The organism is Kribbella sp. WER1 (assembly GCF_054189145.1).
In genome coordinates, this window is the sequence record NZ_CM135186.1 from 106,927 (window position 1) to 128,413 (window position 21,487).

Below are 21,487 nucleotides of genomic sequence, written 5' to 3' on the forward strand. Positions count from 1 at the left end.
CTCCCTAGGCAGCGGCTGAGGTCTCCAGCAAGGATTTCAGGTCCGACAGCAACGCCGGCCACCCGTCCTGGATCATGGTCCGGATCGTGCTGCCCGGCTCGAAACCGGTGTGGACGAGCGTCAGCTTCACCTGTTCGCCGGCCGGTTCGAGCTCGAACACCGCCGTCGACAGCGGCTCCCGGCTGGTCTGCTCGTACACCTCGCCGGAGAGCCCCACGGCGTCCGCGAACTCCCGCGTGATGTGGTGCCAGGTGTAGGAGAGCCGCGAGTACGGCGTGTGCTCGACGACGACCTGCCCCGGTCCGTCGATCGCGACGTCGCCCTGGTGCCAGACCATGCGCGATCCGGGTTCCCAGTCGGTCTCGTGATGCAGTCCCCAGTACTGCGAGGTGAAGGCCGGATCGGTGAGCGCCTGCCAGAGCCGCTCGGGCGTCGTCCGGATGTAGGTCGTGTAGACGAAGTCGTTCACAGGATTCTCCAAAGAGGTCTTGAGGTCGGCGAGCAGCTGGACCCGCCGCCGGTCGTACTGGTGGATCCACCGGTCCGCGATCGCGTTGATCGGTTCGGCGTTCAGGTGGTGCAACTTCTCCCGCCCGCGCCACACGGTGCTGATCAGGTTCGCGCTCTCGAGCACGGCGAGGTGCTTGCTGACGGACTGCCGGGCCATCGCCAGCTCGGCGCACAGCTCGCGCAGGGTCTGCCCGTTCCGCGCGTTCAGCAGGTCGAGCAGCCGCCGCCGGCTGGGGTCGGCCAGCGCCCGGAACACCTCGTCGTCCATCGCACTCCCGATCAAGAAAGGCAGCCAATCGGCTGCCTAACCACAATAGGCAGCCAAACGGCTGCGCGTCAAACCTGGTTGACGGATGGGTGAGGATGGCTGGGTGGAGATCACCAGCCTGGGCTTTCGGACCGACCTGTTGCTGCTCGAGCTGGGCGGCAGCGAGTTCCGCGACACCGGCGAGTACGTCGTCGTCCGGACCCCGGCGAATCCCGGCTTCTGGTGGGGCAACTTCCTGCTCTACCGGACGCCGTTCGCGCCCGACGACACCAAGCTCCGGCTGGACGACTTCCACCGCGAGTTCCCGGACGCGAAACATGTTGCGTTCGGCATCGACAGCACCGACGGCGACCCGGGCGCCGCGGACGAGCTGGCCGCGGCCGGGTTCGAGATCGAGCACAACGTGGTGATGACCGCGCAGAAGGTCGTCCCGCCGCAGCGCCCGAACGAGCAGGCGACGTACCGCTTGCTGGCCGGCGACGACGACTGGGAGCAGCTCTACCAGCAGAGCCTGGCGTGTACGGACATGACGGTCGACGACGAGTACAAGGAATTCACCCGGCGCAAGCTGGTCGCGAAGCGGGCCGTGGTGGAGGCCGGGAACGGGAAGTGGTTCGGGGCGTTCGACGGCGACCGGCTGCAGAGTTCGCTCGGGCTGATCTTCGACGGCAGCGGGCTGGCCCGGTTCCAGAACGTGCAGACCTCGCCGGAGGATCGCGGCCGCGGGCTGGCCGGGACGCTGGTGCACCACGCGTCCACGTACGGGCTGACCCAGGCGCGGACGCTGGTAATGGTGGCGGACCCGGAGTACCTGGCGATCCGGATCTACCGGTCGGTGGGTTTCGCCGATACCGAGACCCAGCTTCAGATCGTCCGCCCGCCTGCGTGAAAGAATGAGCGCATGAGTCGGGTTGTGCTGGTCACCGGAGGAAGTCGCGGGATCGGAGCGGCCGCCGCGGTTGCACTGGCCGCGGACGGCTGGGACGTCGGGGTGAACTACCGGACGCAGGCCGACGAGGCCGCGCGGGTGGTGAAGGCCTGCGAGGAGCTCGGCCGCCGCGCGGTCGCGGTTCAGGCGGACGTGGTCGAGGCGGACCAGGTCGAGCGGCTGTTCGACACCGTGACCGCCGAGCTCGGCCCGATCGGTGCCGTGATCAACAACGCCGGCGTGGTGTCGCCGTCCGGCCGGGTCGCGGAGTACGACGCCGCCCGCCTCGAGCGGGTGTTCCGGATCAACTCGATCAGCGCGTTCCTGGTCGCGGCCGCCGCGGTCCGGCGGATGTCCACGGCGTACGGCGGGACCGGCGGCGTGATCGTCAACGTGTCGTCGCGCGCCGCGGTGCTCGGGTCGGCCGGGGAGTACGTCGACTACGCCGCGAGCAAGGCCGCCGTGGACGCGTTGACGGTCGGCCTCGGCAACGAGGTCGCGAAGGAGGGCGTGCGGGTGCTCGGCGTCCGGCCTGGGCTGATCGAGACCGACATCCACGAACCGGGCCGGCTGGACCGGATCGGTACGACGCCGCCGCTGGCCCGTCCGGGGAAGGCGGAGGAGGTCGCCGACGTGATCGCGTTCCTGGCGTCGGACCGGTCGTCGTACATGACCGGGTCGACGGTTGACGTCGCCGGTGGCCGCTAAAGCGCTGCGCCCGGTCGACCTGGCGCGGCGTGCCGGGGTTTCGACCCAGCTTGTCCGCAACTACGAGGCGGACGGCATCCTGCCGCCGTCGCCGCGCTCGGACAGCGGGTACCGGCAGTACGGACCGGAGCACGTGCAGGCGCTGCTCACGTACCGGGCGCTCGCGCCGGGGTTCGGCGCGGAGACAGCGTCGGCGATCATGCGTGCTGTGCACGACGGCGACGAGGCGCTCGCGTACCGGCTGGTCGACGCCGCCCATGCCGCGCTTCACGAGCAGCGGCAGGCGACGGACGCCGCGAGTGATGCGCTGGCCGCGTTGGCCGCGGAGTACGTCGACGAGCAACCGGTGACCGGTCCGTCGTTGCTCGTGGGGGAGTTGGCGCATCGACTCGGGATCCGGACGTCGGCGCTGCGCGTCTGGGAGGCCGCCGGGCTGCTGGCGCCGGCGCGCGAGCCGGGGACGAAGTACCGCCGGTACGGTCCCGAGGAGGTCCGGGACGCGCGGATCATCCACATGCTCCGCCAGGGCCGGTACTACTTCGAGCAGATCAAGCCCGTGCTCGACGGACTACGCCGTACCGGCAGCACCGACGCGCTGCGCACCGCGATCGCCGAACGCCGCGCCGCCCACGACCGCCAGACCAAAGCCATGCTGTACGGCGCCGCGCTGCTGCACGAGCTGATCACTGAGTCTGATCACTGAGCCTGATCACTGAGGGACAGCGAGCCGCGTCGGCACCGACCGTCCCCGCACCGTGACCAGGTCGCTCTGCCGCCACTGATCCGACTCGGCCGTCTCCGCCTGCTCGACCGCGCTCATCGACGCGATCAGCCGCCCGGGCGCGGTCTTCGCCAGCTCGCTGAGCCGCGCGGCCTCGTTCACCGGGTCGCCGATCACCGTGTACTCGTGCCGCCGGACGTCGCCCACCGTGCCGGCCACCACGACGCCCGCGGTGATCCCCAGCCCGGCGGTTGCCTCGGGCAACTCGTCGGCCAGCCGCCGGGCCAGCTCCCGCCCGGCCGCCAGCGCGCTGCCCGCCGGGTCCGGCAGCTCGGCCGGCGCCCCGAAGATCGCCAGCGCGGCGTCCCCGGCGAACTTGTTCACGAACCCGCCCTGCCGGTCCACCTCGGCGACCACGATCGCGAAGAACCGGTTGAGCAGCTGCACCACCTCGGTCGGCGGCCGCTGGGTGGCCAGTTCGGTGGAGCCGACCAGGTCGACGAACAGGACGGCGGCGAACCGCTCCTCGCCGCCGAGGCTGTCGCTGGTCAGCGCCTCCCGGACGACGCCGGGACCGACGTACCGGCCGAAGACGTCGCGGATCCGCTCGCGTTCGCGCAGCCCGTCGGTCATCCGGTTGAACCCGGCCTGCAGCGAACCCAGCTCGGTACCGTCGAAGACCGGGATGTTGACGTCGAGGCGGCCCTCGCCGATCAGGCTGAGCGCGTCCCGCACCGAGCGGACCGGCGCGACCACGGACTTCGCCGACAGCCAGGTCAGCAGGTACCCGTTGCCGAGCGCCACGATGCCCAGGGCAAGGATCACGACGGCCATCCGGGTGATGGTCACGTCCCGCTCGATCAGCGCGAGCACCGCGGCCAGCATCAGCCCGGCGACCGGTACGGCGGAGCCGACTGCCCAGAAGAACAGCGTCCGCGCCTTCAACCCGGCCGCGAGCAGCCGTCGTGGTGGCGACGAGTCGGCCAGCGCCCGCGCCGCGACCGGGCGGAGCGCGAACTCGGTGAGCAGGTACGACACCGAGCAGGTGATGATCGCGCCGTCGATCACGGTCAGCGCGACCCGCAGCGCGTTCGCCGGCTGCAGCATCAGCGTCATCACGGTGAAGAACACGGCCGCGACCAGCCAGAGCAGTACCTCGATCAGCGTCAGCCGCAGCGGCAACTGGAGCGTGGCGATCTGTTCCTGCCGGGTCGCCGGGCGGCCCAGCTCGATCCAGCGGGTCACCCGCCGGGTCAGCCGCCGGCTCCAGACACAGCCGAGCGTCATCGCGCCCAGGAAGTACGCCGGGATCACGATCGCGTCGACGAACTGGAGCTGGTCGACCAGCGACGGACCGGGCAGGACGAACACCGCCAGCACGAACACGACCAGCGCGCCGATCAGGTTGGTGCCGATCGAGAACGTGGTCATCAGGATCTGTAGCCGGATCCGTAGCCGCCGGGTGCTCTGGTCGGCCGGTCCGAGCAGCCAGGAGCCGAACGGACGCCGCCTGAGAACCAGCTCAGGATTCGCGTGGGCCGTCCGCTGGATGGTCATGGACCCTAGTCTGCCAAGTCAGGAGTGAAGCCGGGTTTTGGCACGGTGGTGCGGGTGGCCCAGATTGGCCGCCCGAACAGGTCCTTACCTGGGTACTGTTCCCCGGACGCCTCACTCGGGGAGCTTCCCTTGACGCACGATCGCCACTCCTACGCCGAGCCGGAGCGGGTCCGGACGACCCACCTGGAGCTCGACCTCGCACTCGACTTCGGTCAGCAGGTGCTGTCCGGCAGCGCGACGCACACGCTGGCCTGGACCGGTGCCGGTGACCGGCTGGTTCTCGACACCCGCGACATCACGGTCCTCGGTGTCGACGGGCAGACCGACGACGGCTGGGAGCCGCTGGAGTACAGCCTCGCCGACGCCGATCCGGAGCTTGGTTCCGCTCTGACCGTCACGACCGCGGGCCATCCGCGGGTGAAGGTCAGCTACCGGACAGCGCCGACCGCGAGCGGCCTGCAGTGGCTCGAGCCGGCGATGACGGCCGGCGGCGTACTGCCGTTCATGTTCAGCCAGTCGCAGGCGATCCACGCCCGCAGCTGGGTGCCGCTGCAGGACACCCCGAGCGTCCGGTTCAGCTATGCCGCGCACGTCACCGCGCCGCCCGAGCTGATGGTGCTGATGAGCGCCGACAACGGTACGACGTCCCGCCGTACCGGCTCGTACGACGTGGTGATGCCCGAGCCGATCCCGTCGTACCTGCTGGCGATCGCCGCGGGTGACCTGGTGTTCGAGCCGCTGGGCGAGCGTTCCGGGGTGTGGGCCGAGCCCGCGACGGTACGGAAGGCCGCGACGGAGTTCGCGGACACCGAGGAGATGATGCGGGTCACCGAGGAGCTCTTCGGCCCGTACCGGTGGGGTCGCTACGACCTGCTCGTGCTCCCGCCGTCCTTCCCGTACGGCGGCATGGAGAACCCGCGGATGACGTTCGCGACGCCGACCGTGGTGATCGGCGACAAGTCGCTGGTCAGCGTGATCGCGCACGAGCTCGCGCACAGCTGGTCCGGCAACCTGGTCACCCAGGACAGCTGGGACGACATCTGGCTCAACGAGGGCTTCACGTCGTACGTCGAGAACCGGATCGTCGAGGCGGTGTACGGGACCGAGTTCGCCCTCATGGAGACCGCGATCAAGCAGCACGCGACCGTGGTGAAGCTGGACCCGCTGACCCCGGCCGAGCTCGCGGTCGAGCTGCCCGGGCTGCACCACCGGTCGGAGTACCACGGGACGACGTCGACCGGGCCGCTCAAGGGTTCGTGGTTCCTGTCCTGGCTGGAGGAGCGGTTCACGCGGGAGGTGTTCGACCCGTTCCTGCGCGGGTACTTCGACCGGTTCGCGTTCCGCAGCATCAACACCGACGACTTCGTCGAGCACCTGCGTGAGCACCTGATCGCGCCGCACCCGGACGTGGTGACCGACGACGAGCTGGCCGCGTGGCTGTACGAGCCGGGCATCCCGGCGTTCGCGGCGCGTGCGGTGTCGGCGCGGTTCCAGGTCGTGGACGAGGCCCGCAGTACGTGGCTGGCGACGGGGGAGCTGCCGCACGGCGCGGAGCGGTGGACGACGCAGGAGTGGCTGCGGTTCCTCGACGCGGCTCCCGACGTACTGAGCCCGTTGCTGTTGCAGCAGCTGGACCGGGCGTACGGTCTGACCGGTACGGCGAACGGCGAGATCGCACGCCGCTGGTACCAGATCGTTGCCGCGAGCAGCTACGAGGCGGCGTACGCCGAGATGGCCGAGTTCCTGACGAAGGTCGGCCGGATGAAGCTCGTCCTGCCTGTCTACCAGGCCCTCGCCGGCACCGACCGCGCGTTCGCCGCCGAGGTCTTCGCGAAGGCGCGCCCGGGCTACCACCCGATCACCACGGCGGCTGTCCAGAAGATCCTCGGCCAGTAGACTGGCGGGCATGACTCACATTCCTGACGGGAGGCTGGATCCCGCCGTTCGATGAGCGGGATCCGGGTGCGGAGCCGCAAGGAGCTCAAGCACCAACGCCGCCGCACGTCCCATTCGTGCTGGGACCATCTGCTGATCGCGCCGCTCTGGCCGCTGTACGACGTGAACCTCGGGACGCTGCTCCGCACGTGTGACGCCGTCGGTGCGTGTCTGGCCGTACCGAAGTTGCCCTGGGTGCCGGAGGCGCTTGCCAAGGGCAACACGTTGCGGCGGCGGACCTGCGTGCACTGGACCGGGCACAACCCGGTGCGCTGGCTGATCGACCAGCGGAGCAGACCGGACACCACGGTGATCGGGGTCGAGTTGGCCGACGAGGCGATCCGGCTGGCGGACCTGCCCGCGGCGCGGAACCGGACGATCGCGGTGCTCGGGCACGAGCGCACCGGCATCCCACCGGAGGCGGTCGACCAGCTCGATCTGGTGGTCGAGATCCCGATGATCGGGACCGGCGCCAGCCTGAACGTCGCCGTGGCCGGGTCGCTCGTGCTGTACCGCCTGGCCGGTCTGCTATAGGTCGAGCTTGCGCCGGTGAACGTGGAGGTACGGGCGGTAGCCGAGGCGTTCGTTGGTGCGGCGCATCGGGGTATTCGTGTCGACGGTGTCGGTGAGCAGGCCGTCGAGGTCGGGGAAACGGCGGCGGGTTTCGGTGATCTGGGCGGCCTTCATCCACAGGGCCAGGCCCCGGCCGCGGTGCTCGGGGAGGACGGCGGTGCCGTAGAGCTGGCCGTCGCCCTTGCCGTCACCCGGTACGACGACCTCGGTGAAGCCGGCCATCCGCCCGGTACCGTCCAGCGCCGCGACGACGAGCAGGCGGTCGCCGCGCTGCTCGATCAGCCTCGCGGCGTGCCGGGTCCGGTCGGCGTCCCACACGTCGACACCGGCCGCGATCGAGCCGGCCGGCGCGTCGGCCATCCCGGTCCGCGCGTCGGTGAACGTCGGCACGAGCTCCTCCGGCGCGACCCCTTCCCACGACATCAGCCGGTAGCCGGGCACCGACGGTACGTCGGGCGTGCGCTGCGCGAGGTCGAGCCGCGCGTAGATCAACGTCAGCCCGATCTCGAATCCGTGGTACTGCAGGAACCCGTCGCCGATCGAGCCGACGTCGACGTCGGTGATCACGGTCCGTACGTCGTGGTCGCGCGCGCCGCCGACGACCGCGCCGAGCAGTAGCGTGCCGATCCCGTGCCGGCGTTCGGCCGGATGCACGTTCAGCTCGAACTCGCCGAGATGGGAGTGCGTGGTCCGGCTGTCGAGGCGGAGGAACGCCGAGCCCACCGGCGTACCGTCGGCGTGCGCGGCCAGCCACGCGATCCGGCGGCTCAACGGCCGGAAGTCGGGGTCGTGGAGGGGAATCACTCTGATGCTCAAGCCGTCAACATAACCCGGTGCCGGATCACGTGTTCGTCCGCGCCCGGATCGGTTACGGTGACGCGGAACGGGACAGGGGTGGTGGGGCGTGGCCGAGTTGCCGGGGCCGGTGCGGTCGGTGGGTGCGAACCATGTGGCGCTGCGCGAGCAGGTGCTGACGGAGCTGCGCCGGCGGATCGTCGACGGCGAGTACCGCGAAGGTGAACGGCTGACCGAACTGCGGGTCGCGGAGGACTTCGGGGTGTCGCGGAACCCGGTGCGCGAGGCGCTGCGGGTGGTCGAGGCGGAGGGCTTCGTGGACATCCTGCCGCGACGGGGCGCGGTCGTCGCGACCCTCGACGAGGCGGCCGTCCGGGACCTGTTCGCCGTGCGGCAGCAGCTGGAAACTCTCGCCGCCGCCCAGGCCGCGGAACGTGCCGACCCCGTCGGCATTGCCGCCCTCCGTGCCCTGATCGCCGAGGCGACCGCGAGTGAGGACCTGGACCGGATCGCCGAACTGAACAGCGAGTTCCACCGCGCGGTGATCGACCTCAGCGGCAACCGCTGGCTGCAGTCGATGTCCACCGCGATGTACCACCACGTCCACCGGGTCTTCCGCACCGGCGCGGCGCACCGGGCGCCGCACTCGTCGGAAGAACACACGCACCTGGTCGACGCCATCGAAGCCGGCGACCCCGAAACAGCCCGCAAGGCCGCCCACACCCACGTAGCGGCAGCAGCGCAGGCGGCCTTCGCGCGTCGGGCCGACGCGACCCCGGCGCCGGGTCAGCGGCCGACGGCGTAGCCCTGCATGCCGCGGGGGTTGGCGGCGGCGGCCAGCACGCCGTCGGCTTCCTTGCGGACGGCGCACAAACGGCCGAGGCTCCACGGATCCGACTCCGTGACGACGTGCCCACGCCGTACCAGCTCGTCGCGGATGTGGGCACCGACCCGGCTCTCGATCACCAGCCCACCCGGCTCTGTCGCGCGCGGGTAGAACGACGACGGGAACCCCGTCGTATGCCACGCCGGCGCGTCGATCGCCTCCTGCAGATCCACCCCGGCACCAAGATGCCGCAGCAGGAACAGCAACTGCCACTGGTCCTGCTGATCCCCACCAGGCGACCCACACGCCAGCACCGGATCCCCGTCCCGCAGCACCAGCGTCGGAGTCAGCGTCGTCCGCGGCCGCCGACCGGGCGCCAGGGACGCCGGCAGCCCTTCCTCCAGCCAGAACATCTGCGCCCGGCTCCCGAGACAGAACCCGAGCTCCGGAATCGTCGGCGACGACTGCAACCACCCGCCGCTCGGCGTCGCCGAGATCATGTTCCCCCACCGGTCGACGACGTCCACATGGCACGTGTCGCCGCGCGTCTCACCGACCGGCGACACGGTCGGCTCACCGGTCGTCGCATCGCCCGTCTCGTTGCCGATGGCAATCGACGGCAGGACCGGCGTCCGCCCGTCCGGCCGCCCCGGACGCAGCTCCAGCGACGCCTCCGCCCCGACCAGCTTCGCCCGCTCGGCGGCGTACGCGGGGGAGAGCAGCGTCTCCAGCGGTACGTCGGCGCCGTCGCCGTACCAGGCCTCGCGGTCGGCGTACGACAGCTTCAGCACCTCGACCGTCGCATGCACCCCCTCGGCGCTGTCCAGGTCGACCTCACCGAGCGCCGCGAGGACGGCAAGCGACTGCAGCAGCCCCGGTCCCTGACCCCACGGACCCGTCTTCGCGACGGTGTACCCGTTCCACTCGTACGTCGCCGGCGCCTCCCAGCTCGCCTCGAACGCGGCCATGTCCGCCCCGGTGATCAGCCCGCCGTGATCCGCCCCGCTCGAATCCCGATGCGGGATCCGCGAGAACTTGTCCACCGCCTCCGCGACGAACCCCTCGCGCCATGCCTTCCGCGCCCGCTCGATCTGCTCCGCCCGCCCGCCGTCGCCCGCCTCCCGCACGAGTCGTTCGAGCGTCTCGGCGTACGCCGGATTGCTGAACCGCCCCGTCACCGGCCGCCCGCCCTGGAGCCACAACGCCGCCGACGTCGGCCAGTACTCCTCGAACAGCTGCTGCACCGTCCCGATCGTGTCCGCAACCCGCGGCACCAGCGGATGCCCGTTCCGCGCGTACTCGATGGCCGGCTCGAGTACGACGCTCAACGGCAGAGTGCCGTGGTCGCGCAACAACAGGAGCCACGCGTCGACCGCCCCCGGAACCGTCGCCGCCAGCGGACCGGATCCCGGGACGAGCGTGAGCCCGAGCGACCGGTAGTGCTCGATCGTCGCACCGGCCGGCGCGACACCCTGGCCGCTCAGCACCCGCGGCGCCGGGTCGTCCGCGGTCGCGATGATCGCGGGGACCTCACCGCCCGGACCGTTGAGGTGCGGCTCGACCACGTGCAGCACGAACCCGGCGGCAGCACCCGCGTCGAACGCGTTCCCGCCGAGCTCGAGGATCCGCATCGCCGACTGCGACGCGAGCCAGTGCGTGGACGAGACCATCCCGAACGTACCGCGCAGCGTCGGCCGGGTGGTGAAGGTCATCGGGCAGCTCCTTCTGTTGTGGTCCGTACGGCTGTGGTCCGTACGGCTGTGGTCCGTACGTCGGGTCCGGTGCCGTCGTCGTTCACGAGGTGGCAGGCGACCTGGTGTCCACCTTCGCCGATCGTCCGCGGTTCCGGCACGACCGTCCGGCATGTGTCCACCGCGACCGGGCAGCGGGTGTGGAAGCGGCAGCCGGGCGGCGGGTCGATCGCCGACGGGAGGTCGTCGCCGAGCAGCACCGGTCGCCGGGCGCGCTGTTCGGCCGGGTCGGGGACCGGCGCCGCGGACAGCAGCGCCTGGGTGTACGGGTGCGCCGGGTGCGCGAAGATCCGCCGCCGCGGCCCCTGCTCGACGAGCTGCCCGAGGTACATGACTGCGACCTCGTCCGCGAGGTACTCGACCGCCGACAGGTCGTGCGTGATGAACAGGCACGCGAACCCGAGGTCCCGCTGCAGGTCGGAGAGCAGATTGAGTACTGCGGCCTGCACCGACACGTCGAGCGCGCTCGTCGGCTCGTCCGCGACGAGCAGGCGTGGTTCGGAGATCAGCGCGCGGGCGATGCTGACCCGTTGCCGCTGTCCGCCGGACAGTTCGTGTGGTGCCCGCTGCGCGACTTCCGGCCGGAGCCCGACCCGGCGCAGCTCCTCGGCGACCCGGGCCGGGATGTCCTTCCGCCGTTGCTGCAGCCGGAGCGGTTCGCCGACGATGTCGCCGACCGACAACCGCGGGTCGAGCGAACCGGCGGGGTCCTGGAAGACGATCGACACGTTGCGCCGATGTGGCCTGAGCTGACGGCGGTTCAGATGCGTGATGTCGGCGCCCGCGAGCCGGACCGTGCCGCCGGACGGTTCGAGCAGCCGGACGATGCAGCGGCCGACGGTCGACTTGCCGGAGCCGCTCTCGCCGACGAGCGCGAGCACGGACCCTTCGCGGATCCTGAGCGTGATCCCGTCGACGGCACGCACCGGGCCGAAGTGCATGACCAGGTCCTCGACTTCCAGGGCGGTGTCCATGTCAGGCCTCCACTCGAGCGTTCCAGCAGGCCACGCGATGCGGTCCGTCGCTGAGCACGGGCTGGGACGCGGTACAGGTGTCGAGTACGCGCGGGCAGCGGTCGGCGAACGTACACGCGTCAGGCTGCTCGGTCAGGACCGGCACGAGACCGGGAATCTCGTTCAGCCGTTGGGATTCCGCGGTCCGGGCGGCCGCGGGGGAGGCGCCGAGCAGGCCGCTCGTGTACGGGTGCCGCGGCCGCGCGAACAGGTCGTGGACCTCGGCGGTCTCGACGACGCGTCCGGCGTACATCACCGCGACCCGGTCGGCGAGGTCCGCGACGACGCCGAGGTCGTGCGTGATCAGCACGACGCTGGTCCCGAGGCGTTCCCGGAGTCCACGCAGTACGTCGAGGATGCCGGCCTGGATCGTGACGTCGAGCGCGGTCGTCGGCTCGTCGGCGATCAGCACCTTCGGGTCGCAGGCGACGGCCATCGCGATCATCACCCGCTGCCGCATCCCGCCGGACAGCTGGTGCGGGTAGTCGTCGATCCGGCGGTCGGCGGACGGGATGCCGACCAGCTTGAGGAGCTCGACGGCGCGGGCCCGCGCTGCCCGGCGGTCCAGGCCGACGTGGGTCCGCAGTACCTCGATGATCTGGTGGCCGACGGTGAAGACCGGGTTCAGCGAGGTCATCGGCTCCTGGAAGATGTACGCGACCTCGCGGCCGCGCACGGACCGGAGCGTGCGCTTGTCGGCGCCGATCAGCTCGGTGCCGTCGAGGACGACGGAGCCGGTGACGGTCGCGGTTCGGGGGAGCAGACCGGCGATGCTCATCGCGGTGACGCTCTTCCCGCAGCCCGATTCACCGACGACCGCGAGGACTTCGCCGTCGCCGACGTCGAGGCTGACCCGGTCGACCGCGGACAGCGGCCCGTCCTCGGTCCGGAAGCTGACCGAAACGTCGCGCAGGGTGAGGACAGGTCTCATCGGCGGCTCGCCTTCGGGTCGAGAGCGTCGCGGAGGCTGTCGCCGACGATGTTGAACGCCAGCGTGAGCAGCATGATCGCGACCCCGGGCATGACCGCGGCCCAGGGCGCGCGGGCCGCGAACTGCTGGGCGTCCGCGAGCATGGTGCCGAGGCTCGGCGCGGGCGGCTGGATGCCGAGGCCGAGGAACGACAGCACCGCCTCGCCGAGGATCGCGGCCGGGATGCCGACGGTCGCCTGCACGATGATCGCCGAGCCGGCGTTCGGCAGCACGTGCCGGCCGAGCACCCAGGCGTCGCCGGCACCCTCGACGACGGCGGCCGCGACGAAGTCCAGCGACTTCAGCCGGAGCGTCTCGGACCGGACGATCCGGATCATCCCGGGAATCTGCGCGATCCCGATCGCGATCGCCGCGTTGCCGAGGCTGGCACCGCGGATCGCGGCCAGCCCGACGGCGAGGATCAGGAACGGGAACGCCAGCACCAGATCGGTCAGCCGGGAGATCAGCGCGTCGACGGTCCGGAAGTACCCGGCGATCAGCCCGAGCGGCACGCCGACCACGAGCGAGAACGCGACCGCGAGCAGCCCGACGTGCAACGAGGCCCGGAGCCCGAACATGATCCGGGACAGCACATCGCGCCCGAGGTCGTCGGTGCCGAGCAGGTAGCCCGCGGTCCCGGGCGGCGCGAACGCATGGTCGAGGTGGTTCTGGGTCGGCTCATGCGGCGCGAGCCAGTTCGCGAACACCGCGAGCACCACCGCGGCCGCGAGCACCGCGAGCCCGGTGAGCGCGAGCGGATTGTGGACAATCCTACGAAGGACCCGCCGGCGGTTGCTGCGGATCGGCGCCGGGGTGATTGCTTCCGCGACGGCCATCAGGCTTCACCTCGCACACGGATCCGCGGATCGATGACGGAGTACAGCAGGTCGACGAGCAGATTGATGACGATGTACGCCGTCGCCGTGACCAGCACGACCGCCTGGATCACCGGGTAGTCGCGCTGGAAGACCGCGTCCACGGTGAGTTTGCCGAACCCGGGCAGCGCGAAGATCCGCTCGGTGACGACCGCGCCGGAGATCAGCGCCCCGAGCTGCAGCCCGACGATCGTCACCACCACGATCAGACTGTTGCGCAGGGCATGCTTTCCGACGACGGCCTTGGGTGGCAGGCCCTTCGCCTCGGCCGTCCGGATGTAGTCGGCCGACAGCGCGTCGAGCATCGACGACCTGGTCTGCCGCATGATCACCGCGGCGAGGCCGGTGCCGAGGATCAGCGCCGGCAGGATCAGGTGGTGCAGGTTCGCGATCGGGTTGCTGAAGAACGGTACGAACCCGGACGCCGGAAAGAGGCCGAGGGCAACGGACAGGTACAGGATCGCCATCAGCCCGAGCCAGAAGTGCGGCACGGACAGCCCGAGCAGCGCGAGCGCGTTCGCGGCCCACTCCGCCGGACGTCCACGCCGAACGGCGGCGACCACTCCGGCGCCGACGCCGATCACGCTCGCGATCAGGATCGCCAGCGCCGACAGCTCGATCGTGACCGGCAACGCGTTCACGATCATCGACCGGACCGGCGCGCCCGTGCGGATCGACTGGCCGAGGTCGCCGCGCGCCGCATGGCTGACGAACTGCCAGAACTGGACCAGCCACGACTGGTCGAGTCCGTACTGCTCGCGGATCGCCCGCAACGACTCCGGATCCCGGTCCTCCCCGGCCAGCGCCAGCGCGGGATCCCCGGGCAACGCCCGTACTCCGGCGAACACCACGATCGTCGCGAGTACGAGCGTCACCGCCGACTGCCAGAGCCGGCCGAGCAGGTACCGCCTCACTGCGCGAACCCCGCGAACGCGGTGCGGATCACCCCGTCGGGGTAGACCTGGATGCCGAGCAGCTTCTTCGAGACGCCGGTCAGGTTGCGCTGCCGGTACATGTAGACAATCGGATTGTCTTCTTGCAGCTTGCCGGTCACCTCGCCGTACAGCTTCACGCGTTGCGCCTGGTCGGTGGACTCCCGGGCCTGGGTGAGGAGCTTGTCGACGTCAGGGTTGCTGTAGCCGGACACGTTCTGGCTGCCGGTGGTGCCGACGAAGTTGTAGATGTTCGCGTCCGGGTCGACGCGACCGGACCAGCCGAGCTGGAGGAGTTCGAAGTCGCCGCGGTCCTGCTGGTCGAGCAGAGCGGCGTACTCGACCGGCTTGATGACCAGGTCGAACCCGCCCTCCTTCACCATGCCCTGCAACGCCTGCGCGAGCCGCAGGCTGTCCGGGTTGTTCGACGTGATCATCTCGACCTTGTACGGCGTACTCACGCCGGCGTCGGCCAGCAACTGCTTCGCCTTCGCCGGATCGTGCGCCGGGCAGACCTGCGCCGCGTCCGAGGTGAACTCGCTCTTCGGTGAGATCGGCGAGCAGGCGACCGTGTTGAGGCCGTTGAAGATCGACTTCACCAGCGCCTCGCGATCGATCGACAACGCGAGCGCCTGCCGGACCTTCGGGTCCTTCGCGAGCGGGCTGTCGAGCTGCTTGAGCGGATTGCCGACACCGTTCGCGTTGCCGATGTTGATCGTCAGGCCCTGGTAGCCGAGCGACTGCGACTGCAGGACGCTGACGTCTGAGTCCTTCTGGAGTTCCGGCGCGTCCTGGGTGGACAGCGAGTCCGCGACCTGCGCGTCACCGGACTTCAGGTTCGCCGAGCGGATGCTGGAGTCGGTGATGATCCGGTACTCGATCGCGTCCAGGTGCACCTTCGCGGCGTCGTAGTACAGCGGATCCTTGACGACCTTGATCGAGTTCTGCGCGACGCGGCCGGCGAACTTGAACGGGCCGACACAGACGGGCGCGTTCGAGAAGTTCGCGCCGAGCTTCGTGACGGCGGCCGGGCTCAGCACCATGCCGGCCCGGTCGGCGAGCGCGGCCGTCAGCGGGGCGAACGGCTTGGACAGCTTGATCACGACCGTCTTCGGATCAGGCGTGTCGATCGCGGTGATCGGGCCGAGCTCGCTCTTCCGGGCGGAGCCGGCGAGCGTGAGGTGGCGGTTCAGCGAGAGCTTCACCGCGGTGGAGTCGAACGCGCCGCCGTCGGCGAACTTCACGCCTTCGCGGAGCGGGATCGTCAGGCTGCGGCCGTCGGCCGAGACGGTCGGCAACGCGGTCGCCAGCTGCGGGACGAGCTTCGCGTCCGAGTCCAGGTCGTACAACTTCTCGCACATCGTGTGGAAGACGTAGCGCGAGTACAGGCTGCGGGACAGCGTCGGATCGAGCTTGTCCGGATCAGCGGACAGTGCGACCGTCAACGTCCCGCCAGGCTTGACCTGCGCCGCGTCGGCCGCCTCGCCGAAGACGTCCTGCCCGGCGGACGACGGACCACCCGACGGGTTGTCGCCGGCCTGCTGCACGGGCGAGCACGCAGTACCGGCCAGAACCAGCGCGACCACAGCCGCGCCGGTCCCGACCGGCCGCCGGCGGCAGGTACCAGTGATGAAGCGGTTCAGTGCGAGTCGACGAGTCATCGCATGCTCCTGTGTAGGCGGGGTACTGTCGACTGTTTCATGTATACAAGGAGCCTGCGCAAGTGATTCGGCGAGTTTGACTGAACCTTTTACGACCTGCCGCCGGACGGCTCAGAGGTTGACCGGATAGGTCAGGTCCCCTTGAGGTACGGGATCGTCGCCGAGGGCGATCGCCATCAGGTTCGGTCCGTCGTACTGCGGATGGTGGATGCCGAACCCGGTCGCCTGCCGGAAACCGAAGCGCGGGTAGTACTCCGCGTGGCCGAGCACCACCGCGGCAGGCTCGGGCCGGTCACGCGCCGTCGCCAGCGCCGCCCGGATCGCGGCGCCGCCCGCCCCTCGACGCTGGTACGCCGGGAAGACGGCGACCGGCCCGAGCGACAGGACCGGTACGTCGCCGACGTGACAGCGGGTGAGCAACGCGTAGGCGACCGGCCGGTCGTCGGGGGTGGTGGCAACGAACATCAGCCCGGGAAGCCAGGCGATCGGGTCCGCACGATGCGCGTCGAGGAAGTCCACCTCGAACTGCCGCCCGAAGGCGTCGCGGGTCAGTGCACGGAGGATTTCACGGTCGGACGGAGTCTCGACACGGGTGTTCCAGGACAACGGAAATTCCTTCCGGAGAAGCGGATGAGGTGAATGACCGAAGGCGCTGCCGGACGTGCCGCAGCGCGGTCCTGCCGGGTCATCAACTCACCTCCTTCTCGAAGTCGGACCAACTTTAGCCGAGCACGGCGCGTCAATCATGCGAGTTTGCCGAGCGAGGGGAACCGCAATGAACGTTGACGCCCGGGGGAACCGCAAAGGTCCTGGCCGCTGGAGAACGTACGTCCTGGGAGCCGGCATCACCGCCGCCCTCCTGACCACCGCCGCCTGCGGCGCGAACCACCCGTCGACCGACGGCAGCAGGCCGTCGTCCACTGCGACTTCCGCAGGGAAGACGACCGCGAAGACACCGACCAAGCCACCCGCCACGGCACCCGTCAAGTCGACCGCGGCGCCTGTTGACGACTCCACCGACCTCTGCGAAATGAAGGACCTCACCTTCACTGTCACCAACTACGACGCGCCCGGCGACGACGTCCGGCACCTGATGCTCGTCGCCACCAACACCGCCACCAAGAAGTGCGACGTCCACAGCTACCCGCAAGTCACCCTCGGCGATGCGAAAGGCCCCGCCCCGGTGATGACCGGCGGCGTCGACGAGGTCCTCACCCTCGCCCCCGGCGACAAGGCGTACTCAGGAGTGCTCGCCACCGGCGGCCACCGCGACACCTACACCGTGAAGTTCGTGACCGTCGGCCTCGGCAGCCCCGGCGGTGAGACCGAGCCGGAGAAGCCGATCACGGTGAAGATGCCGGTCAGCTCCTTCGAGGCCGACGACGGTCAGCGCGTCACGGACTGGGCCGGCACCGAAGGCCTCGCGATGCGCCCGGTCACCCAGTCCTGACTCACCATTCGACGACGAGCGGATCCTTGGACGGCGGCCCGCTGGGCGTCCAGCTGCCGTCGACCAGCCGGTACGGATGCCATCGCCCGTCCCGGTCGAGCCGGAGTTGCAGGTCCGCCCCGAGCGTCAGCTGATTGTCCGCCGCGGTGACGACCACGTCGTCGTCGGCTGCCTCCAGCTCGGTCCGCGCCCGGTTCAGCTCGGCCGCGTCCGGCGTCCAGGTGTGTTCCAGTACGTCGAGACCGGCTGCCCCGCCGTACCGCCACGCTTGTACGCCGAGGGCAACCTCTTCGCCCGGGTCGAGTTCCGGGAAGTCCGCGGCCAGCCGGATCGAGTCCTGCCACTCGTCCAGCGGCTGCGGTACGGCGGTGTTGTGCAGCAGCGCGTTCAGGATCGAGCGCGCCCGGCGTGCCGCGTCGAGGACGAGCAGCTGGAACGTCGCCGGGCCGAACCCGTCCGGTGGTTCGATGCCCGCGACCGCGAGCTGATCGATCGTGACCTTCGTGGGCAGGTCGGGTGGTTCGGGCAGCGCGGCGGCCGGGGTACCGACGACGTCCGTGATCGCGACACCGGCCTCGGCAGGGCGGGTCGAGGACGCCTGCAATTCGTCGAGCAACGCCTCGCGCGTCCGCCCGCGGAGCAGGAGCAGCACGAACGGATCCGCGTCCAGCAGCCAGGCGACCTGGTAGCAGAGCCCTGCCGCGTGTTGGCAGGGGAGTTCCCAGGCGTCGCAGGTACAACTCGGATCGAGGTCGCCGATCCCCGGCAGCAGTGTGACGCCCGCGTCGGAGGCCGCCTCGACCAGATCGTGCGGCATCTCGCCGTCGAGCAGTGCCGCGATGTGCCCGGCCCGCGCGGCCATCTGTTCCTGGAACCGGGTCCAGTCGTCCGCGCTCAGCTCGTCGACGTGGACGACCGACTCGTACGTGTCCTCGGGGGAGTACACGGTGGCCGCGATCCGGCCCGGGCTGATCGTGATCGTGCCGACCTGCCCGGAGTTCGCGTACCGGCGGCCGCGGCGGAGCTGCTCGTTGTCGAGCGAGGTGTCCTCGAGCGCCTGCACCCATGCCTTCGCCCACCACGACCGGCCACGCGTACTGCGGCGCTGCGCGGAGAACGCCGGAAACCCTTGCGCCGCGGTCATCGCGCACCTCCCCGCAGTACGACGAGATCGGCCAGCTCGGAGTCGGACAGCTCGGTCAGCGCCGCCTCACCGCCGGACAGGACCGCCGCGGCCAGCTCCCGCTTGGTCGCGAGCATGCCGGCGATCCGGTCCTCGATGGTGCCTTCGGCAATCAACCGGTGCACCTGCACCGGCCGGGTCTGCCCGATCCGGTACGCGCGGTCGGTCGCCTGGTCCTCGACCGCGGGATTCCACCAGCGGTCGTAGTGCACGACGTGTTCCGCGCGGGTCAGGTTCAGCCCGGTCCCCGCGGCCTTCAGCGACAGCAAGAACACCGGCACCTCACCGGCCTGGAAACGGTCCACCATCTCCTCGCGCTGCGGGACCGGCGTACCGCCGTGCAGCAGTTGGGCGCCGATGCCGCGCGCGGCCAGGTGCCGCTCGAGCAGCCGGGCCATGGCGACGTACTGCGTGAACACGAGCACCGCGCCGTCCTCGGCGACGATCGTCCGGAGGAGCTCGTCGAGCAGCTCGAGCTTGCCGGACCGCCCGGTCAGCCGGGCGTCGTCGGGCTCCTTGAGGTACTGCGCCGGGTGGTTGCAGATCTGCTTCAGCGCGGTCAGCAGCTTCACGATCAGCCCGCGGCGCGCCATCCGGTCACTGGCCCGGACCTCGTCCATCAGCTCGCGGACCGTTGCCTCGTACAACACGACCTGCTCGCGGGTCAGCGACACCGGCTGGTCGGTCTCGGTCTTCGGCGGCAGCTCCGGCGCGATCCCTGGGTCGGACTTCTTCCGGCGCAACAGGAACGGCCGGACGAGTTTCGCCAGCCGCGCCGCGACTTCCTCGTCCTTGTCGGCCTCGATCGGCGTCGCCCACTGGTTGCGGAACGACCCGAGCCGGCCGAGCAGCCCGGGCGTCGTCCAGTCGAGGATCGCCCACAGCTCGGACAGGTTGTTCTCGACTGGCGTACCCGTCAACGCGACCCGGGCCTTCGCGGGGACGGTCCGCAGCGCCTTCGCCGTACCGGACGACGGGTTCTTCACGTGCTGCGCCTCGTCGGCGACGACCAGCGCCCACGGATGCCCGCCCAGTCGTACGGCGTCGCGCCGGAGGGTGCCGTACGTCGTGAGCACGAAGCCGTCCTGCGCATCGTCGAGCGAGCGGGACGTGCCATGGAACCGGCGGACCGCCGTCCCCGGGGCGAAGCGGTTGATCTCGCGCTCCCAGTTGCCGAGCAGCGATGCCGGGCAGACGACGAGCGTCGGGCCGGCGGTGTCGTCGGACTGCTGGCGGTGCAGGTGCAGGGAGATCAGCGTGATGGTCTTGCCGAGGCCCATGTCGTCGGCGAGGCAGCCGCCGAGGCCGAGCGACGTCATCCGGGACAGCCAGCGCAGGCCGCGGAGCTGGTAGTCGCGCAGCGTCGCCTCGAGGCCTGGCGGGGACTCGACCGGGTCGTCGGCGCGGTCCGGGTCGGCGATCCGGGCGCGGAGGTCGTCGAGCCACTTGGCCGGGGTGACCGCGATCTGCCGGCCGTCGACCTCGGTGCTGCCGGTGAGCGCGACGCCGAGCGCGTCGATCGCGGTGACCGGTTTGAGGATCCGCTCGCGGGCCTTGCGGGCGATCTCCGGGTCGATCAGCATCCACTGGTCGCGGAGCCGGACGACCGGGCGGGTGGACTCGGCGAGCTGGTCGAGCTCGTCCGCGGTCAGCGGGTCGTCGCCGAGCGCGACCTGCCAGCTGAAGTCCAGCGTCTTGTCGCCCTGGAAGAAGCCGGGCAGGTCGCTCGGCGGACCGTCGGCCGAGGTGATCGCGGCACGCGCGGTCAGCGACCGGCCGAGGCTGCGCGGCCAGTGCACCTCGACACCGGCTGCCGCGAGCCGCTGCGCCGACCCGACGAGCAGATCGGCCACGTCTTCGTCGGCCAGCTCCATCCGATCCGGTACGGCGGCGTCGAGCAGCCGCCCGAGCGACCGCCAGACCCGCGCGGCCCGGCGGATCGCCAGCATCGCGTCGATCCGCGCCCGCGGCCCGAAACCCGGTACGTCGGCCGACCACACGTCGGACGCGTCGCTGACCAGGGTCGGGTCCTTCAGGCTGTGCAGCTGAACGACGGCCGCGAACGACTGCTGCTCGCCCATCTCGACGCGCAGCGAGATCCGCACACCGGAGTCCAACCCGGCAGACACCTCGTCCGCCCACCCCCGAAGCCGCTCCGCCCGCTGCGGCGCGGCAGCCGCGAACAAGCTCGTCTGATGCACCTTCGCCGCCGCCGGCGACCGGGGCATCCCGTCAGCCACCCCATCAAGAAACTCCCGCACCAACTCCTCGGCCACCGGCAGCCGTACGTCGGCGCCCGGCGTACCGGCGAGGGGGAGTGCACGCGCGGACGCCGGCATGGCTTCGGCGAGGTCGAGGATTCGGGTGACGTCTTCGGGGTCGAGGGGGCCGACCCGCCAGGCGTCGTGGCCGGTGGGGGAGACGCCGGGGAGGAGCTTGCCGCGTGCAACCAACTGGAGGCCGACCAGCGACACCGCACCCCAGAACGCCGCCGACGGATGCGACCCGGCCGCCCGCCGCATCCGCCCGAGCACCGGCACCGCGTCCGCGATCGGCACCTCGATCGCCCGCACCGTGCTCAGCTGCCCGTCCCACCGCCCAGCCTCGTCCGGGACCGCGAGCGTCAGCTCGACCTGCTCCCCGACACCGAGGGGGAGTGGACCACCAGCAGGATCCCAGAAGGCCAACCGCCCTGTGCGTGGTGGATCGGCCGGCCGAAAGACCACCGCACATCCGGCCAGTTCCTGCCCTGCGCCCAGCACCCCGTGAACCTCCGTGTGTCATAGCGGAACAACAACCCCCACGCATCCTCCCGCACCACACAAGGGCGA

General features: G+C 70.6%; 19 protein-coding genes. 7 read left to right on the forward strand and 12 right to left on the reverse strand.

All coding sequences use genetic code 11. The features are described from left to right. Positions 1–4: 4 nt before the first annotated feature. Positions 5–778: an ArsR/SmtB family transcription factor gene (locus tag ACXJJ3_RS00485; protein WP_458167778.1), complete on the reverse strand. Its 774-nt coding sequence runs from the start codon at positions 776–778 to the stop codon at positions 5–7. A 103-nt stretch (positions 779–881) separates the two neighbouring features. On the opposite strand from ACXJJ3_RS00485, the gene ACXJJ3_RS00490 reads away from it, so the two are divergent. Genes ACXJJ3_RS00490 through ACXJJ3_RS00500 form a run of 3 tightly spaced genes read left to right on the forward strand, consistent with a single transcriptional unit; the run spans position 882 to position 3,117 of the window. Then, a complete protein-coding gene (locus tag ACXJJ3_RS00490; protein ID WP_458167779.1) occupies positions 882–1,667 on the forward strand; it encodes a GNAT family N-acetyltransferase in 786 nt (261 codons plus the stop codon). A 12-nt stretch (positions 1,668–1,679) separates the two neighbouring features. Next, complete coding sequence (locus ACXJJ3_RS00495; RefSeq protein WP_458167780.1) at positions 1,680–2,414, forward strand: SDR family oxidoreductase; 735 nt, start codon at positions 1,680–1,682, stop codon at positions 2,412–2,414. Then, complete coding sequence (locus ACXJJ3_RS00500; protein WP_458167781.1) at positions 2,404–3,117, forward strand: TioE family transcriptional regulator; 714 nt, start codon at positions 2,404–2,406, stop codon at positions 3,115–3,117. The genes ACXJJ3_RS00495 and ACXJJ3_RS00500 overlap by 11 nt, the downstream gene beginning before the upstream one ends. 6 nt (positions 3,118–3,123) lie before the next feature. On the opposite strand, the gene ACXJJ3_RS00505 is transcribed toward ACXJJ3_RS00500, so the two are convergent. Further along, positions 3,124–4,692: an adenylate/guanylate cyclase domain-containing protein gene (locus ACXJJ3_RS00505; RefSeq protein WP_458167782.1), complete on the reverse strand. Its 1,569-nt coding sequence runs from the start codon at positions 4,690–4,692 to the stop codon at positions 3,124–3,126. Positions 4,693–4,821: 129 nt separating this feature from the next. On the opposite strand from ACXJJ3_RS00505, the gene ACXJJ3_RS00510 reads away from it, so the two are divergent. Both ACXJJ3_RS00510 and ACXJJ3_RS00515 read left to right on the forward strand, forming a co-directional pair. Further along, positions 4,822–6,588 (forward strand): M1 family metallopeptidase, encoded by a 1,767-nt coding sequence (locus ACXJJ3_RS00510; RefSeq protein WP_458167783.1) that lies wholly within the window; start codon positions 4,822–4,824, stop codon positions 6,586–6,588. A gap of 51 nt (positions 6,589–6,639) precedes the next feature. Then, positions 6,640–7,161: a TrmH family RNA methyltransferase gene (locus ACXJJ3_RS00515; RefSeq protein WP_458167785.1), complete on the forward strand. Its 522-nt coding sequence runs from the start codon at positions 6,640–6,642 to the stop codon at positions 7,159–7,161. Here the strand turns inward: ACXJJ3_RS00515 and ACXJJ3_RS00520 are convergent. Then, on the reverse strand, positions 7,156–8,016 hold the full coding sequence (locus ACXJJ3_RS00520) for a GNAT family N-acetyltransferase (RefSeq protein WP_458167786.1): 861 nt from the start codon (positions 8,014–8,016) through the stop codon (positions 7,156–7,158). The two genes, ACXJJ3_RS00515 and ACXJJ3_RS00520, sit on opposite strands and share 6 nt — an antisense overlap. 88 nt (positions 8,017–8,104) lie before the next feature. Here ACXJJ3_RS00520 and ACXJJ3_RS00525 point away from each other — a divergent pair, with 88 nt between their 5' ends. Continuing rightward, positions 8,105–8,800 carry a GntR family transcriptional regulator gene (locus ACXJJ3_RS00525; RefSeq protein ID WP_458167787.1) on the forward strand — a complete coding sequence of 232 codons (696 nt, stop codon included), beginning with the start codon at positions 8,105–8,107 and terminating at the stop codon, positions 8,798–8,800. On the opposite strand, the gene ACXJJ3_RS00530 is transcribed toward ACXJJ3_RS00525, so the two are convergent. The 7 genes from ACXJJ3_RS00530 to ACXJJ3_RS00560 all read right to left on the reverse strand — a co-directional run bounded on the left by ACXJJ3_RS00530 (position 8,782) and on the right by ACXJJ3_RS00560 (position 16,629). Then, positions 8,782–10,533, reverse strand: a complete 1,752-nt coding sequence (locus tag ACXJJ3_RS00530; protein WP_458167788.1) for a gamma-glutamyltransferase family protein — start codon at positions 10,531–10,533, stop codon at positions 8,782–8,784. The two genes, ACXJJ3_RS00525 and ACXJJ3_RS00530, sit on opposite strands and share 19 nt — an antisense overlap. Continuing rightward, entirely contained in the window at positions 10,530–11,546 is a 1,017-nt protein-coding gene (locus tag ACXJJ3_RS00535; protein ID WP_458167789.1) for an ABC transporter ATP-binding protein, read from the reverse strand. The genes ACXJJ3_RS00530 and ACXJJ3_RS00535 overlap by 4 nt, the downstream gene beginning before the upstream one ends. Before the next feature lies 1 nt (position 11,547). After that, a complete protein-coding gene (locus tag ACXJJ3_RS00540; protein ID WP_458167790.1) occupies positions 11,548–12,516 on the reverse strand; it encodes an ABC transporter ATP-binding protein in 969 nt (322 codons plus the stop codon). After that, positions 12,513–13,391, reverse strand: coding sequence for an ABC transporter permease (locus tag ACXJJ3_RS00545; RefSeq protein ID WP_458167791.1), 879 nt, complete (start codon positions 13,389–13,391; stop codon positions 12,513–12,515). The genes ACXJJ3_RS00540 and ACXJJ3_RS00545 overlap by 4 nt, the downstream gene beginning before the upstream one ends. Further along, positions 13,391–14,344, reverse strand: a complete 954-nt coding sequence (locus ACXJJ3_RS00550; RefSeq protein WP_458167793.1) for an ABC transporter permease — start codon at positions 14,342–14,344, stop codon at positions 13,391–13,393. The genes ACXJJ3_RS00545 and ACXJJ3_RS00550 overlap by 1 nt, the downstream gene beginning before the upstream one ends. Continuing rightward, positions 14,341–16,023, reverse strand: coding sequence for an ABC transporter substrate-binding protein (locus ACXJJ3_RS00555; protein ID WP_458167794.1), 1,683 nt, complete (start codon positions 16,021–16,023; stop codon positions 14,341–14,343). The genes ACXJJ3_RS00550 and ACXJJ3_RS00555 overlap by 4 nt, the downstream gene beginning before the upstream one ends. 111 nt (positions 16,024–16,134) lie before the next feature. Continuing rightward, the gene (locus tag ACXJJ3_RS00560) at positions 16,135–16,629 is read right to left on the reverse strand and encodes a GNAT family N-acetyltransferase (RefSeq protein WP_458167795.1); all 495 of its coding nucleotides are present in this window, start codon (positions 16,627–16,629) and stop codon (positions 16,135–16,137) included. 169 nt (positions 16,630–16,798) lie between these two features. On the opposite strand from ACXJJ3_RS00560, the gene ACXJJ3_RS00565 reads away from it, so the two are divergent. Further along, positions 16,799–17,473 (forward strand): DUF4232 domain-containing protein, encoded by a 675-nt coding sequence (locus ACXJJ3_RS00565; RefSeq protein ID WP_458167796.1) that lies wholly within the window; start codon positions 16,799–16,801, stop codon positions 17,471–17,473. A gap of 1 nt (position 17,474) precedes the next feature. Here the strand turns inward: ACXJJ3_RS00565 and ACXJJ3_RS00570 are convergent, their stop codons facing one another. Further along, entirely contained in the window at positions 17,475–18,617 is a 1,143-nt protein-coding gene (locus ACXJJ3_RS00570; protein ID WP_458167797.1) for an SWIM zinc finger family protein, read from the reverse strand. Then, entirely contained in the window at positions 18,614–21,418 is a 2,805-nt protein-coding gene (locus ACXJJ3_RS00575; protein WP_458167799.1) for a DEAD/DEAH box helicase, read from the reverse strand. The genes ACXJJ3_RS00570 and ACXJJ3_RS00575 overlap by 4 nt, the downstream gene beginning before the upstream one ends. Positions 21,419–21,487 lie beyond the last annotated feature (69 nt).